Raw genomic sequence first — 17,210 nt, 5'->3', positions numbered from 1 at the left:
ATCGGTTATAAATCCCTGAATTTTAGTTTGTTCATTCTTTTTTTTTCCGCAATTTTAAGTACCTACAAAAGTTAGCCGATAAGTATGATTAGCTGATGGTCAAAGATTACCATCTCAAACTGCTTTTAAAATGGTGGTAAAATACTAAGGTGGCCCTGGTCACTTCTAGGATGGAGAAAATAATGAGTAAGTTAATTATCGCAATTTCATTAATGTATTTATCGTCACAATTTTCTTTTGCAAGAAAACCAGCGGTAGAAGATACATATACTTCTTCAATCGAAGAATATAAAGAAGTTGAACCTTCAAAAGCAAAAGGATATGACTTCTCTCCAACGAGAAAACCCTCTACAGCAAAAACAGAAAGAGTACATAGCCCAGAACTTTTAAAAGTAGAAAGTTATACAGAAAGTAATGCCTCAGAAAGCTTACTTTACCTTTTCTTTATTCTACTTCCAATTGCAGTTAGTGCTTATACATTCTTCAGAGCGAACAAAGATTCTTACGCTAATAACCTAAAGCGTGAAGAGACTACTGATCATTCAAATGTAACTCACCTCTCAGATAAGAGAAGTACAAAAGAGAAAGACAAAGTTAAGAAAGCTTCGTAAAAATCCTAAAAAAGAACCAATTTATTTTTTATATGTTTGAGACCACTTACTCCCATTAACATGGGAGTAAGCCTTATAGACTGAACCACTAGAGATAACGACATCTAGTTGTCCATCATTATTAACATCCATAAAGTTAACTAAATGCGCCCTCTTATAAAGGCCATAATTATCTTTGTTCTCTTGCCAAATTTGTCCGAAGTTATGAATTTTAATATTATCTAATTTTCCATTCTCAACTACGATACCCCATAAATTGGAAGAACCATATGTATTGATATAGTTAGTATTACCATTAAATTGGTAGAAGAGTGTTGCTGTTTTATTTTCTGAAATCTTTCTTCTTTTAATTCGATAGATGTGAGAATTAAATCCTGAAATTGGAAATCGATAACTAAAAATTAATCTTTTTTGAACATCATAAATCTGTAAAGTCGGGATACCATCAACAATTGAGGTTCCAATATACTCTCTTACAATGTCGCCATTTATATCAATTTGGTAAAGTGCGGAATCTTTCTTGTAATGAGTTTTAGCTCTCTTCTTCTCTTCCTTTTTGCTACCTTGTGTATAAAAATCATCGAGAAGCCAGGCATCCTGAGCAATACTATTTGTTGAAAATAATAAGATCGGACATAGGCCAATCATCAATTTTAATGACAACATATGTTAATTATATCATCGAGTTCAAATTCCAACATCCCCATGCTCTTTTATTCCCCTATTTCGTCAAAAACAGCGACAAACAATATCCTCGAGGGCCTAGAAGATTGACGTATGCTCGACTAATTCGATAATATTTTGCAATAGGACACACAGAGGGGACATAATGCAACGCCAGATTGGTTTTATTAAAAATCAGAATCAAATTATTATCAGAGATTTAAATAGCAACACAAAAAGCAAGATTGCTGACGTGTCAGAAGTATCTGAAGAGAAATTTGACTGCATCTTTTATTCTCCTGAATTATTAGAAGAAGAGGTTGTCCATAACTTTCTAAAGAAAGAATCAAAGTACACTCCACTACATGAAGGAAATAATTTTTTTGAAAGCTCTGAACAATTTGAAGCAGAATCAAACGATAAACTAAAACAAGTATTTGATAAGATTTCAAGTAACTGGATTTTGCAAAATAATATTGTTCTACTAGAAGAGCTATTCGAAGTAGTGGATCACCTAAAAGCTCTATGGCCAAATGATAGAACTGCCTTTTTCGAAGAACTGTGGCATATTTTCAAAATCAACCTAGGTGCTAATAATCTAAAGCTTATCTATAATGATATCGAAGACGTTTCAAAAAATAGCGATAAAAAGGCACTCGTTCACATAACGATTGATGGGGACAAAAAACCAAACCCAGTTAAGGGAAAAGAGTTTGAAGCAAAGTTAATGAAACACTTTGAAGAAGAATTCGTAAATGCTTTTCAAATTGTAGAATACAGTGAAGAAAAGGGTGAATTAACTATTTGTGGAAATATTCTAAAGAGTCCATTTATTATTATGGCCAATATTGGTCAAATAACAAAGCTTCAAGAGTCAGTTCTTGCAACACTAATTAAAGCATTATCAAGATAAAAAAGGCCCGCTAAGCGGGCTTTTTTTTTATAATAATTTACAAAGATCGACGACCTTGGAATTTTGAATTTCGAAACTTACCTTATGTGGTACAGAGCTCTTTGCATCCTTAATAATGACTTCATATTCCTTTGGAACACTATCACCTTGTGGACTTATTCCAGTTGCAAATGGAATCCCTGGAACAAAGCGGATAGGTAATCTCTCTTCTCTTTGCTCTCCAAAAAGTTCAAAACTGATCGTTCCCTTTAAACAAGCAGAACTTGTTTGTAGATATCCAAAGTATGCTTTTGGCATCGATTCAACTTGAATATTACGAGACTCTCCATCCTGAATTGAAATATCTTGGACAATGAAGTGCTCACGCCCTGTCTTCTCTACACGAACAGTTAATAGTTCATTTGCATTTACTTTTATACGATTTAAAACATCAACACTTTGTTCAGATCCATTGATATAAAGTTTATCTTTATTTCGACTGAAGTTCTTAAGCGTTATCGTTCCACGCTGGTTACTTGTAGGCTCACGCTTTGTTTTAGCCTTTGGCTCTACTGTCGTTGCAACCTCAGTTGGAGTTGTTGATGAATTTTTCAAGAAAGGAATATGATCCTTAGCAAAGTAAACTCCAGCAGCAATTGCTGCCACAGAGGCAACATGAATGAAGTAGTTCTTTTTCTTTGCTTCAACTTTCTTCTTTTTCTTAATTCTCTTGATCTTAGTACTAGCACTAGTCTTATTAGAGCGAATATCAATCTTATTAATTTTTGTTTTTGATGACTTTGAGGCCATATCAAGTTTAGGTAATGAACCTTCTACTTGAATATCTGTTTGTTCATCAATATCAAGTTCAAAAAGTGCCTCTTTTTCTTTTCTCTTCTTAGCTACAGATGGTTGAGTTGCATCAACACTATCATCACTACTGTAAGGCTTACCTTCTGTTTCATTTTTATAATCTTTAATATATGGGCCAAGCTCAATCTGACCAAATTCATACATTCTTTCACGGTCAACTTTAATCTCATCTTTGAATAACTCTTTAGCAAAGTATGAAAGATCTGAAGAGTTGAAGTCTGGATAAGTTGAGTATAAGAACTTATTTAAAGCTCGAGCAAACTCTTCAAGAGATTGGTAACGCTTGTTACGATCTTTATGAAGGGCCTTTAAAATAATCTTATCAAGTTCTTTTGGAACCATTGGGTTAATTGATGAAGGTACAGGAATTTTACATTCTTGAATCTTCTTTAATACCGCTAGATCATTTGAAGCTTTGAAAAGCTTTCTAGAACATAGCATTTCCCATAATGTAATTGCTGTAGCAAATAGATCGTAACGTGGATCAAGATCTAAACCATCTAAGTATTCAGGAGCAAGGTATGATAACTTACCTTTAATAGTTCCCGCCTGAGTCGCTTCAGAGTTAGTTTCAGACTTTGCAATACCAAAGTCGATTACCTTTACTGAGCCATCAAAAGTTAACATGATATTATGAGGTGAAATATCACGGTGAATAATATTTGCAGGTTTCCCTGTTAGTTTATCAGTGAATGTGTGAGCGTAGTGAAGGCCTTGGGCTGCTTGAATCGTAATAAAAGCTGAGATTTCTACAGGAAAGACATAGTTATGTTCTTTAAGTTTATCGATATATTGCTTTAAGTTTCTACCATCACAATATTCCATCGCAACAAAAAGCTGACCATTATGAAAACCATAGTCATAGGTCTGAACGATATTTGGATGTAATAATCCAAATGTCGTCTTAATTTCATCCATGAACATAGTTTGAAATGCTTCGTCAGATGAAAATTGTGGCTGAACCATTTTGATTGCTACAATTTTATCGGCTTGCTCCCCCAGAAAGCGAGCTCGACAAATTTTGGCCATACCACCATCAACTAGGTGATCTAGAATAAGGTATCGACCAAATCTATCAAATTTCTTTTCTTCACTCATTACTAAAGCTCCTCGAATTTTTATCGGAACTTCAGAGTGCAAACTTTAGATAAGTTTTTGACTAAAAATGCAGAGTTTTCACTCTATAATTTGGAAAATGAATCTTTAAGTCACCGATATCAGATGTAGCACAAAGTGTTTTACTCTTGTATAACGACAAAAAGAATTTATTGAAGTCTGGATGGTTTGCAATGGCAAGATCAAAGTCATTAGTTACGACAGGCTGAAGCTCTTTCGATAAAACTTGATTATAAAACATTGCATGAGAAATTCGGTCAGAGTCTAAACTAAATGTGATAGCAACATAGACATCCTTACACTCTTTAAGGCGTCTTGACTCACCTTCAGAAAACCATTGCCAAAACGGAGAGCTTGGCTCGATTTTAGTTAAGAAAACATCATACATTAAATTAAGCTCTGAATACCAAGAGAGGCGTTGAAACTTCAAAGGATCATTCCAAGGCTTACCACCAGCAGTACCACCCTTGATAATAGATTCTCCGCCTTTGACAAAGTTCTTTGTCATATTTCCGCAAGAAGTTAATAAAACCAGGGCAAAAAGAGCTAAAATTTTAGTTTTCATGTATCCAATTATAAGTTTCTTTGAAAATAATGTCTTGTTTTTTTATGGTCTTTACAGAATTAAACTCAGGGATTTCAACCTCTTCTCTAAATTCACTCATGATTGTCTCAAAGATAATACTGTCTTTATTACTACTAAAGATTAAGTTTCGACATTGCATGAAATAGACGTTCAATTGAACTTTTTTCAAGATTTGGTTAAGAACAACTAGAGTCTTCTTTGTTACAAAGTTATTGGCCGTTAAGTCATTGCTTTGCTTTGATAGCTTAATATGAGAGCGTGACAAGAAATTTGGTTGCCATGGTATTTTAGATATTAATTCATTTTTTAAGTTCTTATTATATTCAGTTCTAATTTTAGGATTTAAGAATATATTACCTTTTACATTATCAAATAGCGTGGAATAAAAAAGAGAGATTAATGCACCTTGATTAACGGCCAGAGTATAAATCTCCTCACCTTGCGCAAGTTTACTATGTTGATATAGTTCATTTAAAAAATTCTTAACGTGATTAATACTTTCAAAGTGTCCACGTGTGCCAGAACTTAGGCCATGGCCAATATAATCAAAACAAACAACATTCACCCCTTCTTCCACAAGCAAGGGAATTAAACTATCGTAAGTATAGTGGCCTCCGCCAATATCATGAAAAAGAATGAGGGTTTTTGCTTCCTCATTACCTGAATGATACTCACGAATATAAATCGAAGTATCCATCTTCAATTAACCGATATAGCTTTTAATCGAGCTTTCAGCTTCGTCTGAGAGATTAACAAATCGGAGAGCAAAACCTTGGTTCTCATTAAGATGTCTTACTACTAGGCCCGAGGCAATAAAGTGGTAATCAGTATTTTCAGGGTGAACATTTAATGTGACCTCATCACCTACATTAAATGGAAAATTCGAAACAAGAACTTGCATACCACCGATTGAGATGTCGCGGCAAACTCCTTCAAATACTTGTTGAGAATCATGAAAGAACATACGAGCAACAAATGGTTTTCTTTGATTTAATCTTCTTTCATCATCTGTAATTAATGGAGGAACAGTCCCCATTACCTTCTTAGCAATTGGTGTTTCTGCTAAGAAAACCCATTCGTTTTCACCAGGTATATAAGCAAGAGTTTTTTCATTAATACGATTTTGCTGATAAGCCTTTTGTAAATCAATTACACTAAACGGCCCATACTCAACTTCTTCCATTCCTCGATCAAGACCAATTTTAATCGTAATTATTTTTTCATCATCTTTGATATCATCCCATGAATAAAGAACGACGTGCTGATCATCAATGACAGGAGGCATATCGAGCTCTGGAGGAAGTTCATCCATTACACGCTTATTTAATAAGTGTCCTAGCTCAGTTGCTTCTGAAATAAGTTTCCAATTATCAAATCCTTTAGTCCAAACATAGCTATCAGGTGTCAGCTTTCCTTTTCCAAATAGGACTTCAACCTCTTCCAATTCAACAGGTCCTACTCTTTCACCTTTTTCAACGTAATACCATTGTGCCATTTTCTTCTCCATTTGATTTGCACTTCCTATTTTAACCTGTTGATATCATTAACAAAATTAATGAAAAATATTGCCCCTAAGAAGCATCAAATGGGAATAATACTTTAGTAAAAAAGGCTGAATTATATTTAAGTTTTAGTTTTTCTTAACCGAAGAGTTAATTGATGAAAAAGATCTTACTTGTTTTGACATTATTATTCATGGCCTCTTGTGCGAAAGAAGAATTTGCAACACGCAAGAATTCTAACTCATTTGGGACAGACCCTACTCAGACAGTAAACAGTGAAATGTGTTCTAAGTTTACTTATATTAGGCCACCTGTTGACCTACTCTTTGTTTGGGATAACTCAACAAGTACCAGCTTTATTAGTAGCCAGACTAAAACAGCACTAAATAATGTTGTAAACAATATTGCGGATCGATTTGATTACCAGGTTCTTATGGCGCCTCTTATTGGTTCAGGTAATAATGGCACATACTTTTTTTCTCGCTCAGGAATTAATCCTTCAGGAGTTACAACAATATCTCGCTATGCCGCTTCAAATGTTATTTCAAACTTTAGTCCCCAATCAGGAACAAAAGAAGGCGGTCTTTCTCGTATTAACGAACTTGTAAAATTAAATCAATTAAATGGTGCCCTTAGAAAAGACGCCTATACAATCATTGTTATCATGTCTAACGAGGATGATAACTCATGGAATACAACGGGTGTAAACTTACCAAATAACCACTCACTATCTGTAAAGTATCGTAAGGCCATGGCCCATGACCTTCTATGTATGCGTGGTAATTATAATGGAGCACTTTACTCTCAATCACTATATACAAGTGATGATAAACAAATGCTTGGAACAACTCGTAGTACAGCTGCAACGTTTAACTCAACTTGTAGTAATGTTGGTAGCTACGAACTTAATTCATCGATGATGAGACTGATTTCTTTAGCTCCATCAATTGACCCTAGCTCTTACAATTGCCCACAAGTATCAAAAGGGAAAAGAAACTATAATTATCACGGAGCCAGTGATCTTATTTACAATCAACCATATGATAACTTAAGCGGAAGTAATCCATACCCATTTCCATACTCATCATATTCGTACAATGGATTCGGTCAAAACGATAATATTAACGTATGTACTCAGAGTAACTTCAATAATATTTTTGACCACGTAAACAATTCAATTGTTGATGCAATTCTTAAACACAAATACAACTACTGGAAAGTAGCAGAGCCAGGTGCTCTTATCGATACTAGTTCTCTAATTATCACAAAGTATGTAAGAGGAAGCTCTCAAGCTGGAACACCAATTCTTGAAGGAATGAGCAACGGCTATACTTATATTGGTGAGAGAGGAAACTTTGCAACTAGATACTCTCCTTCAGTTGGAGAAGAACACTCTGGCCACATTATTCGCTTAAATGGAAATGCAATTGTGGAATATCCAGAATGTTTAGTTGTAAGCTATCAAACACCACAAAACTTTTATGGTTACGTAAAACTTAATAGTAAGCCTGTTGAAAGTTCGATTACTCTTAAGATTAATGGGCAGACTATTAATAAGAGTTCGACAAATGGATGGCAATTAATGAAATCAGGATCTAATCCTGCTTATTATTCAAACTTCAATATTAAGGTGACAAGTCCAACAGATGACACTCCAGCGACACCTGTTATGAACGAAACTGGTTACTTCTTAAAACTTTATGGAAATGCTGTTTATAGTGATGGTGCCAATGTTGAAGTAAACTTCTATCCAACTGGAAACTAATAACTATTACCGGCCTTTTCTTCATTTAAACGTTGCCAAGCAACTTGAAAGATTAGGCCCGGTAAAATTTTAATCAATTTATCCATATCAACAACATTAGTCATATTACCTTTGTCATCCACGAAAATATCTTCCACAATTCCCGCTAATATTGCAGGACGAATATCTTCAGCGTTAACAATCGCTTCACCTTCTCTAAGCTCAGCAATAACTGCAGATAAATCGGCAGAAGACTTTCCTTTAGTAATACCTTTTGCAAGAAGTTGATTCTTCATACGAGAAAGAATTAGATTGCACTTCTTCGTTGTTTTTATTTTCTTATCATCTGTTTTTATTTTTTCAGCATTAATAAAAGCTACAATACTTCGAAGATTTTCAAGATTAGGTATTTTGACAAGCTTTGGTTGCCCATCCTTGTCATCTTCCATAACAATTAAACCTTCTCTTTTTAAAAGTTCTATCATCTCTTCAAACTTAATTTCAGAAACACCAAAGATATCGAATAGGTAATAACGAATTGAACTTATATGAATTCGATGAGCACCATCCTCACCTTTTTGTGCGTGTACTTTTGATGATAGATAAATCCCTGCAAGAATTCTTAGTACATCTGTTGTGTGAAAGAATACATACTCGCCAACTTTACCATCTTTACCAAAACCAACAGAGTTGGTCTCAAGTGCCTTTACACGATCATTCGTCTTTCTCAAACGTTCAGCAAGAGTATTAACGATTGTTTTAAACCACGGATTAAGACCCTGCATTGTTTTATCGAATGCAGAAAATGTAACGCGAACAACATCTGTAGGAACAATGGCAGCAGCAGAACAACTTCTTCTTGATCCCTTATCATCAAAATAGGCCATCTCACCAATAACTTCACCAGCACGAAGGATTGCAATTTCAACAAAGCCCTGTCCTTTTGGAATATAGAGTCTTATCTGTCCTTTTTGAATAATATAAAGAGAATCCGCTGGATCGTTTTGGTTGAAAAGAACTTCACCTGCTTTGAATCGAACGATACCAGATTTGTGTTGTTTTTGTGTTTGAGCTTGGGCCATCCATAGTCCTACTAAAAAGCAGGACTACGAAAGTCCTGCAAATTTATTTAATTTTTTCTAATATCAATGATAACGCCTCACCGCCACCGATGCAAATAGAGGCCAAACCGTACTTTGCATTTTGGTTTTTCATAGCAGTCATAAGTGTTACCACAATACGAGTACCAGAAGTTCCAATTGGGTGACCAAGTGATACACCAGAACCATAGATATTAAGTTTTGCGTGATCAATTCCCATTTCTGCCATCGCTGCCATTGGAACAGCTGCGAAAGCTTCATTGATTTCAAAAACATCAATATCTGAAAGTTTTAGTCCAGTTTTCTCAAGGTTCTTCTTCATTGCTTCAATTGGAGCAGTTGTAAACCAAGTTGGCGCTTGAGCGTGAGATGCCCAACCAACGATTTTAAATTCTGCTTGGTCTTTATATTCTTCACCTGCAAGAACAACAGCAGCAGCACCATCATTAATAGTTGATGCGTTAGCAGCAGTAATTGTTCCATCTTTTTTGAAAGCTGGTCTTAGACCAGGAATCTTATCAAACTTAGCCTTGAATGGTCCTTCGTCTTCAGAAACAACTACGTCACCTTTACGACCTTTGATTGTTACTGGAGCGATTTCATCTTTAAAAATCCCAGCTTCGATTGCAGCTTGAGCTCTTTTAAAAGACTCAATTGAATAAGCATCTTGTGCTTCTCTTGTTAGGTTATATTTTTCAGTACACTCTTCTGCACAATTTCCCATTGCTTGGTCAGAATAAACATCCCAAAGTCCATCCCATTGCATAGCATCTTTAACTTCTGCTGCACCAAATTTTGCAACACCAGTTCTAGAGTTCATAAGCAAGTGAGGAGCTTGTGACATATTTTCCATACCACCAGCAACAACAACTTGATTGTCACCTGTCATAATTGACTGAGCACCAGAGATAATTGTCTTCATCCCCGATCCACAAACTTTGTTAATTGTTGTACATGGAGTTGCTTCGCTTAGACCTGCAAAGATTGCGGCCTGACGAGCTGGAGCTTGTCCAACACCTGCCTGAACAACGTTCCCCATAAATACTTCATCAACCTTATCTTTTGCGATTCCCGCTTTTTCAACTGCAGCTTCAATTGCCGTTGCACCTAAGCGAGTTGCTCCAACTTCTGCAAGTGAGCTTAAGAAACTTCCACTTGGTGTTCTAGCACCAGAAAGAATATAAACACTCATTATTTACTCCTTTTTATTTAGTCTTATTTAAAGTCCAGATATATTGACACACAAACAGTGGCTTGTTAATTATCTTCTACTTCTATATAGATTTTCGTAGCGTTAAAAAAGGATATTGCGAATGCTTTCAAGAACAAACGGGCCATTTTTAATTGATCTTCCAAATGAGTGGGCAGATTCTGTACTTGAACTTCTTCAAGATACGTATCGCAACGAGTTATTTGATGCTAATAAAGTTTTTGAAGTCTATGGAAGATTGCACAAAGGTGAAGTTCTAGTAATTGCTTCTCTTGTGGACACATCAAACCAAGCAGCTGCTGCTACAACATACTTTGCCTCAATGGATCTAGAAGAAAACGGTGACCACACTAAGCTTCTAGAAGGATTAGTGGATTCAATCGGTGCCTTCTTTGATCAATTCTTTGCAGACGAAAACTGGGATGATTACCAGGATATGTGGAAAGAAGAAACTTTCAAAGGTACACAACTATACTGCAAAGTGACAAGAGAGAATGTTGGCCTAACAATCCAGGCCGATAGACTACTAAACCAGTAACACGTCGCACCTATAGCTTTACCCTCGTTAACTTGCCAGAGCCTCTAATCTCTAATAGCATTTTTATATAAATATTCATTAGAGAGGGATTTTTATGAAAAAGCTATTATGTTTAGCGCTGCTACTTTTTTTAACTCAAAAGATTTGGGCACAAGAAGAAAGACACCGCACAGTGGAAGGCCAAATTAATTGGGGACCTTTTGTTAATTGTGAAATTTATAATAATTCACATAGGTTTATGACTGTTCTTGATTATCAATACACGATTACATACACGAATGGATTTCAAAGAACTTTTAACTACCGTTGCCAACATGGTTGCAACGTTAGAAGCTTTGATTTCACAAGGTTCTCAGGGCCAACAAATCATCCAAATATCATGGCCGCAACTTGCCGAGCTCATGTATTTAAAGAAAGAAGAAATCGTCGTAATTAATATAGCGAAAAAGAAAGCCTCCGAAATGGAGGCTTTTTTTATTTGAATAATTTTGCTCTGTACTTAGGCTTAATTAAATTTTCAACTGAAAGAATCTCATCTAATTCTTCTTCTGAAAGTAACTTCTTCTCAAGAACTAATTCTCGAATTGATTTCCCCGTCTTTACGGCCTCTTTTCCAATAACGTCACCCATGTGGTGGCCAATAAATGGATTTAAATATGTAATGATTCCAACTGAGTTTAAAACCATATTTGTTGTATGCTCTTCATTAGCTGTAATCCCTTCAACGCACTTCTCTTTTAATGTCGTAGCAGCATGACTAAGAAGATCAACTGATTCAAATAGAGATTGAGCAATAACTGGCTCCATTACATTAAGTTGCAGTTGTCCTGCTTCAGCGGCCATTGTAATAGTCATATCATTTCCAATAACTTTGAAACAAACCTGATTTACAACTTCTGGAATAACTGGGTTTACCTTTGCTGGCATAATAGATGATCCGGCCTGGAGCTCAGGAAGATTGATTTCATTAAACCCACAACGTGGACCTGAAGAAAGAAGTCTTAGATCATTACAAATCTTTGAAAGTTTAACCGCTGTTCTTTTTAAAGACCCAGAGATCATGACATAAGCACCACAATCTGATGTTGCCTCAATTAAGTTTTCCGATTTTACAAAACTTTCTTCTGTAAATTTTGAAAGAAAACCGATGGCAAGATCAGAATAACGATCGTGAGCATTTAGTCCTGTTCCAATTGCTGTCGCACCTAAGTTAACTTCTAAAACAAGGTCACGACAACGAGAAAGAGAGCGCACTTCTTCACGAAGATTAACTGCCCATGAGTGAAACTCATCTCCTAATGACATAGGAACAGCATCCTGTAATTGTGTTCTCCCCATTTTTAAAACTTTTTCAAACTCAACTCCCTTCTTTTCAAAACTATCTGATAGCTCTTGAATTCGCTCAATTACTTTAGTCATATAAAAGAAAACTGCGACACGAAAACCAGTTGGATAAGCATCGTTTGTTGATTGAGATTTATTTACGTGATCGTTTGGATTTAAGACACTATAATCGCCACGTTTATGTCCATTCATTTCAAGAGCAACGTTAGCAATAACCTCGTTAGTATTCATATTTACCGAAGTACCAGCTCCGCCTTGAAAGACATCTGATGGAAAGTATTTTAAGTAATCATCAAGGTTTGCTAGGATTTCATCACAAGCGCTAATAATCATATCGCACTTATCATCTTCCATTGTACCAATTTCTTTATTAGCAGCTGCTGCTGCCTTTTTAGTAAGAACCATCCCCTTAACAAAATTAGGGTAGTCTCCAATTTTTGCATTTGATATTTGAAAATTATTTAGGGCCCTTTGCGTATGGATTCCATAAAGCATTTCATTATCTATTTCTAATTGTCCGAGTAAATCTTCTTCAATTCTTGTCTTCATAAAATTCTCCAATAATAGAAGTATTTAAGCACAAGAACATAAAAAAGGCCCTCAAAAGAGGGCCTTAAAAGCATAGGAGTATGAGTTATTTATTAACCCTTGATTCTGAAGACCTCTTGCATCATTTTATCTGCTGTAGAGATCGTCTTAGCATTAGCTTGGAAGTTTCTTTGAGACGTCATTAGGTTAACGAACTCATTTGCAATATCAACGTTTGAAAGTTCGATCGACTTTGAAAGAACTTGTCCACGTCCTGCTTCACCTGGTTTCCCCATTGCTGGTTGACCAGAGTTTTTAGATTCTTTAAAAAGGTTTTTCCCCATTTTGAAAAGACCTTCGTTATTATCAAATTTTGCAATAGCGATTTGAGCGATATCTCTTGTTTCACCATTGTCATAAACTGCAGTAAGGATACCATCATCGTTGAACGATAGAGATCCAAGAGTAGCAGCTGATGCACCATCTTGAGTGTGTCTAGCAACTGCAGACCCTGAACCATACTGAGTTGAAGCATCAGTACCATCTCCACCTTCAGAGATTGATTCACCCCATGAGAATTCAATTTTTTGACCTTGTTGTGCACCTTTATTGAAGTTGAAAGCATTTGAAGACTCTACTTCTTCTTGAAGCTGACCTTTGTCGTTGAAGATAAGTTGACCTTGTGCCATTTCAACCATAGTTCCTGCTTCACCACCTTGAGCATCAGCACCGTCAACCATTGCACGGTAAGTCCAGTTATTATCAGCAGTCTTATTATAATAAACAGTAATTAATCTAGCTGTACCTACGTTATCGTATACAGTCATTGAAGAAGAAAAGTTTGAAGTTTCTTCTGGATTATTTGGATCAAATTGCTTAACAGAAGCTCTTGAGTCTAAGTTCATAGAAAGCTTAACTTTTTCAGTTGCTTGAGCTGGAATCGTTGTGTTTCCTAACTTAATCTCACCTTCTTTATTTGTAAGTGTTCCATCTTCATTTGATTTGAAACCAATTACTTTATATCCATCACCGTTAACAAGCTCACCGTCTTTGTTAAAGTGCATTGAACCATCTCTAGAGTATCCATTTCCGAATGGAGCTTTTACCTTGAAGAATCCATCACCTTGAATAGCAAGGTCAGTGATCGACTCAGTTCTTGCAACATCACCTTGAGTCATGATTGGCTTAATGTGAGCTAGCTTTGTACCAGCACCGAACTGATCTCCACCTTCGATCCCTTTTAGAGAGACTGCAAGTACATCTTGAAATTCAGCTCTAGAAGCTTTAAAACCATGTGTCCCAGCGTTTGAGATGTTGTCTGAAACAACGTTCATTCCCGCTCCAGAAGCGCTTAAACCAGATACACCAATGTTAAATGACCTTAAAATACTCATTCGTCCCTCCTAGACTAAAACTAAATCTAAACTGCTCTGTTAGATCCAGATCTAAAAACGACTAAATGGAATAAAGATTTTAAAAGATGTGTTTACAACGACAGGCAAACACGAAGCTTCCGTTAGGACCAGCTAATTAAATCTTAAACCAATACAGTCGAATCAATTTTTGTAAATACGTTACTCTCTATACTTCCCTTATCAATGGCCGTTACCACCTTCTTGGCCGGTACATCCACGATATAGGCTGCTTTATCTGTAATTACTAAAGAATCCTTTCCACCCTTACTTTGAAGTTTTTGAAAAGCATCCTTAAGTTTAAAAAACTCGTTACTATCAATATCAATATTTCGCTCTTGCAATCTCTTCGCTGCATGAGTCGAAAGTTGAATTCCGTGTTCTCTTTGAGTTTGCGCTAACTGATCTAACTGATGCGCTTTATTGATCTTCTCATTTGAGATCTGCTCATTTAAAAGATTTTTAAATTCTGATTGAGCAGCTTCGTTTCCACCAACATTACCAAGACGGTTACGAAGATCAACTTTCTTCGAACCAGGAATCTGGCTTACATTTGGAATATGAAAATTTGAAATATCTTTAGTTCCCATTTATTTCCAATTATTGGTTAGCGGAATTGTTAATATTATTATAGTTTTGTGCCGCCTTCTTTTGCAACGCGGCAATATTTTTATCGTTCACTTCTGAACCTGTATTAGAAGCTAGTTTGAAGCTATCAACATCACGTAAGAAAACTTTTTTTCCATTTTCTAATGTGAAAATTGTCTCTCCATTTTCAAAATCAACACCATTAACAACACCAGTCGATTTTGTTTCACCCTTAAATTTATTCATGTCCTTATCAAAGGCCCAAACTTCAAGTGTGTAATCACCTTTTGCAGCTCTTGTATTATCAAGTTGACGGCCATTCCAAGCAAGAGTGTGTTGTCCTCTTCCAAGATTTTCTGCTTCAACCTTTCCAATTAACTGGCGATTTTTATCATAGATATTAACCATAACATTCTTAGCTTCTTTATCTAAGAAAAATGGAACATCTTTTTTATACGATTGGCCATCATAACTAACTGAGGCACCTTTCGTTAAAATTTCTTTTCCTAAGAAACTAGCACCGAAAAACTTGAGCTCTTGAGGGTCATTCTTACCCATTTTATCGAGCTTAGCATTCATATTTGTCATCTGCTCTAATTGAGAGAATTGTGCAAGGTCAGCAGATAGCTGTTTTTGATCCATCGGCTTCATTGGATCTTGATTTGTAAGCTGGTGAGAAAGAAGCTTTAAGAAACCATCTTGGCCCATTTTATTGTGCTCTTTTTCATCAACAAACTTTTGATCAACAATATCATTACCAGCAATACGGTTTAGTTGCTCACCAACCGATTCACCTCGACTATTGCCCTTCGTTTGACGTGGGCCCATACCGATTTGTGAAAATGAATTTCTCTGTTGTGGTTTTCCAATTTCTGGCATTATGCACCTATGCGTTCGCTATACTCTTGCCATCTTCTTTGACGGCCTTCTCTTGCATCTTGAAAACTATCAAATGCAAAAGAATCTTCACTATCTAATTGTCTCGCATATTCAGACTCATTTCCACTCATTTTTGAAGAGGAGATTTTGTCCGCTTGCCTTTCACTATTACGCTTTTCATTCTTAAAGCTTTCAGATTGTGAAGCAGTATCGCTCATTTGACCAGACGTGGCCGTATGGATCTTAAAGTCAGCTACTCTGATTCCTTTCATATCAAGATTTTTAAGTAGCTTAACTTCGTTTTCCTTAAAGAATTCTTTCGCTTCAATTGTTGAAGCTTCAATATTTAATGCAATCATACCATTAGCGTCTTTATTGGCCGTTACATTAAAATGTCCAAGTTCATTATGCTTTACAAGAACTTGTAGAGACTTACTATTTTCAATTCGATTCATTTCGATATAGTTAGTCACTTCTTTAATCATTTGATCAGCATTCGTTACGTTTGAAAGATCAAGAACTTCTGGTGCTTTCGCAAGATTGATTTCAGCTTTAAAATCATTTGCTGTATTCGAATTTCCAAGTGCACCAATTAAATTATTTTGAACCTGTTGTGGTGCTCTTCTATCACCTTTTGCTGTAATATCTGATGAAAAGTCTTCAACCTTAACTTCATTTTTCATACGAATAATTGAGTTATTCTTCTGTGATGCTTCTTTTGTAAACTTATTCATATGTAAGCTATTTGAAGCTTTCATTTCATTTGCAGGTTGATTATTTAATACTTGGCGATTAGCAATAAAATCTGCACTACTCGTCAACTGATTACTTTGTAAACTAGGTGCTTTCTTACCTTTAAGTAGGTTTGTTGGTGCCATTCTTAAAAGATTCGTGTTTTCACGAGGAGCTTCAACTTCTCTATCTGGTGAAACTTGCGCTGTTTCAATAATTGCTTGTGTGTGCTTACCTAGTAGAGCATTAGTCTTAACACCATTTGAAGCTAGTTTTGGTGCTTGCTTGTTTTCAGTTGAATTTTCTAATTTTGAGTTAACAAGTGTTGTTTTTGCTTTTTGTAATTCAACAATATTCTTTGTTCCAAGAATATTATCAATATCACTGTGCTTACCAACTGGTCTATTCTCTGCTGTACCTGCTGAGCTTAAAGTTGAAATTAAAGATGTCGGTGTTGAGTGTTTGGCCATGGCCTTTGCAATCTTTGGACTATTTGAATCTTTAATTAGCGAGCTAGTATTTGCTTTTCCCTCTTTAAGAAGCTCTCTTACTTCTTGATGAGTGATTTTTTCGTTAACTGGATTTTTAAGATTATGCTTTTGCGATTTTGACACTAATCCCTTGGCCACATTCGTAGTCAGAAGTGATTCTTGTCCTTTGGACTCCCCACCATGAAGAAGTTTACTAAACTCTTCTTTTTGTCCTTTAGAAAGCTTCTTATTGGCATGACTAGAAAGCAGGTTATCGAGAGAAACAGTTTTCGCACTAGTCTGCGACTGCTCCTTCATCCCCTTTGCTTTTAAGTTATGTCCAAGTAAGTTTTTAAGCATTATTCTTTGTCCCTTTTTTAACGCCTTGCAATATCTTTACATAAATTCACAAAAAAATTAAC

17 protein-coding genes are annotated in these 17,210 nt (G+C 35.8%); 5 read left to right on the top strand and 12 right to left on the bottom strand.

What is annotated here, in order from left to right; translation table 11 throughout:
• Positions 1-182 precede the first annotated feature (182 nt).
• The gene (locus ACMAWV_RS03605; RefSeq protein WP_412469927.1) at positions 183-611 is read left to right on the top strand and encodes a hypothetical protein; all 429 of its coding nucleotides are present in this window, start codon (positions 183-185) and stop codon (positions 609-611) included.
• Positions 612-632: 21 nt separating this feature from the next.
• Here ACMAWV_RS03605 and ACMAWV_RS03600 read toward each other — a convergent pair whose 3' ends face one another.
• The gene (locus ACMAWV_RS03600) at positions 633-1,277 is read right to left on the bottom strand and encodes a hypothetical protein (RefSeq protein WP_146037909.1); all 645 of its coding nucleotides are present in this window, start codon (positions 1,275-1,277) and stop codon (positions 633-635) included.
• Positions 1,278-1,440: 163 nt separating this feature from the next.
• Between ACMAWV_RS03600 and ACMAWV_RS03595 the strand changes: the two genes are divergently transcribed.
• Entirely contained in the window at positions 1,441-2,187 is a 747-nt protein-coding gene (locus ACMAWV_RS03595) for a hypothetical protein (RefSeq protein WP_103218969.1), read from the top strand.
• Positions 2,188-2,214: 27 nt separating this feature from the next.
• Here the strand turns inward: ACMAWV_RS03595 and ACMAWV_RS03590 are convergent, their stop codons facing one another.
• The 4 genes from ACMAWV_RS03590 to ACMAWV_RS03575 form a co-directional block, all read right to left on the bottom strand.
• Positions 2,215-4,137 carry a serine/threonine protein kinase gene (locus ACMAWV_RS03590; protein WP_103218968.1) on the bottom strand — a complete coding sequence of 641 codons (1,923 nt, stop codon included), beginning with the start codon at positions 4,135-4,137 and terminating at the stop codon, positions 2,215-2,217.
• 61 nt (positions 4,138-4,198) lie between these two features.
• On the bottom strand, positions 4,199-4,720 hold the full coding sequence (locus ACMAWV_RS03585) for a hypothetical protein (protein ID WP_103218967.1): 522 nt from the start codon (positions 4,718-4,720) through the stop codon (positions 4,199-4,201).
• Positions 4,710-5,438, bottom strand: coding sequence for an alpha/beta hydrolase (locus tag ACMAWV_RS03580; protein WP_103218966.1), 729 nt, complete (start codon positions 5,436-5,438; stop codon positions 4,710-4,712). The genes ACMAWV_RS03585 and ACMAWV_RS03580 overlap by 11 nt, the downstream gene beginning before the upstream one ends.
• A gap of 6 nt (positions 5,439-5,444) precedes the next feature.
• Positions 5,445-6,236: a GYF domain-containing protein gene (locus ACMAWV_RS03575; protein WP_158246935.1), complete on the bottom strand. Its 792-nt coding sequence runs from the start codon at positions 6,234-6,236 to the stop codon at positions 5,445-5,447.
• Between the two features lie 164 nt (positions 6,237-6,400).
• Between ACMAWV_RS03575 and ACMAWV_RS03570 the strand changes: the two genes are divergently transcribed.
• Positions 6,401-8,008, top strand: coding sequence for a hypothetical protein (locus ACMAWV_RS03570; protein ID WP_412469928.1), 1,608 nt, complete (start codon positions 6,401-6,403; stop codon positions 8,006-8,008).
• Here the strand turns inward: ACMAWV_RS03570 and ACMAWV_RS03565 are convergent.
• Positions 8,005-9,069: a Crp/Fnr family transcriptional regulator gene (locus ACMAWV_RS03565; RefSeq protein WP_412469929.1), complete on the bottom strand. Its 1,065-nt coding sequence runs from the start codon at positions 9,067-9,069 to the stop codon at positions 8,005-8,007. The genes ACMAWV_RS03570 and ACMAWV_RS03565 overlap by 4 nt on opposite strands.
• Positions 9,070-9,112: 43 nt before the next feature.
• Positions 9,113-10,279, bottom strand: coding sequence for a thiolase family protein (locus tag ACMAWV_RS03560; RefSeq protein ID WP_103218962.1), 1,167 nt, complete (start codon positions 10,277-10,279; stop codon positions 9,113-9,115).
• 121 nt (positions 10,280-10,400) lie between these two features.
• On the opposite strand from ACMAWV_RS03560, the gene ACMAWV_RS03555 reads away from it, so the two are divergent.
• Positions 10,401-10,835: a hypothetical protein gene (locus ACMAWV_RS03555; RefSeq protein ID WP_103218961.1), complete on the top strand. Its 435-nt coding sequence runs from the start codon at positions 10,401-10,403 to the stop codon at positions 10,833-10,835.
• 94 nt (positions 10,836-10,929) lie between these two features.
• Positions 10,930-11,271 (top strand): hypothetical protein, encoded by a 342-nt coding sequence (locus ACMAWV_RS03550; RefSeq protein ID WP_103218960.1) that lies wholly within the window; start codon positions 10,930-10,932, stop codon positions 11,269-11,271.
• 38 nt (positions 11,272-11,309) lie between these two features.
• Here ACMAWV_RS03550 and aspA read toward each other — a convergent pair whose 3' ends face one another.
• From aspA to ACMAWV_RS03525, 5 genes are all read right to left on the bottom strand, one after another.
• Positions 11,310-12,728: an aspartate ammonia-lyase gene (aspA, locus tag ACMAWV_RS03545; protein WP_103218959.1), complete on the bottom strand. Its 1,419-nt coding sequence runs from the start codon at positions 12,726-12,728 to the stop codon at positions 11,310-11,312.
• A gap of 92 nt (positions 12,729-12,820) precedes the next feature.
• A complete protein-coding gene (locus ACMAWV_RS03540; protein ID WP_103218958.1) occupies positions 12,821-14,101 on the bottom strand; it encodes a flagellar hook protein FlgE in 1,281 nt (426 codons plus the stop codon).
• Positions 14,102-14,244: 143 nt separating this feature from the next.
• Positions 14,245-14,709: a TIGR02530 family flagellar biosynthesis protein gene (locus ACMAWV_RS03535; RefSeq protein WP_103218957.1), complete on the bottom strand. Its 465-nt coding sequence runs from the start codon at positions 14,707-14,709 to the stop codon at positions 14,245-14,247.
• 10 nt (positions 14,710-14,719) lie between these two features.
• The gene (locus ACMAWV_RS03530; protein ID WP_412462981.1) at positions 14,720-15,586 is read right to left on the bottom strand and encodes a flagellar hook assembly protein FlgD; all 867 of its coding nucleotides are present in this window, start codon (positions 15,584-15,586) and stop codon (positions 14,720-14,722) included.
• Entirely contained in the window at positions 15,586-17,148 is a 1,563-nt protein-coding gene (locus tag ACMAWV_RS03525; RefSeq protein ID WP_412469930.1) for a hypothetical protein, read from the bottom strand. Before ACMAWV_RS03525 ends, ACMAWV_RS03530 begins: the two co-directional genes overlap by 1 nt.
• Positions 17,149-17,210: the final 62 nt, after the last annotated feature.

Origin of the sequence: Halobacteriovorax sp. RT-1-1, from assembly GCF_047085455.1 — a bacterium.
In the GTDB taxonomy this organism is placed as follows: Bacteria; Bdellovibrionota; Bacteriovoracia; order Bacteriovoracales; family Bacteriovoracaceae; genus Halobacteriovorax_A.
Note: the sequence above shows the minus strand (reverse complement) of the source record. Positions and strands in the feature narration are given on the sequence as shown.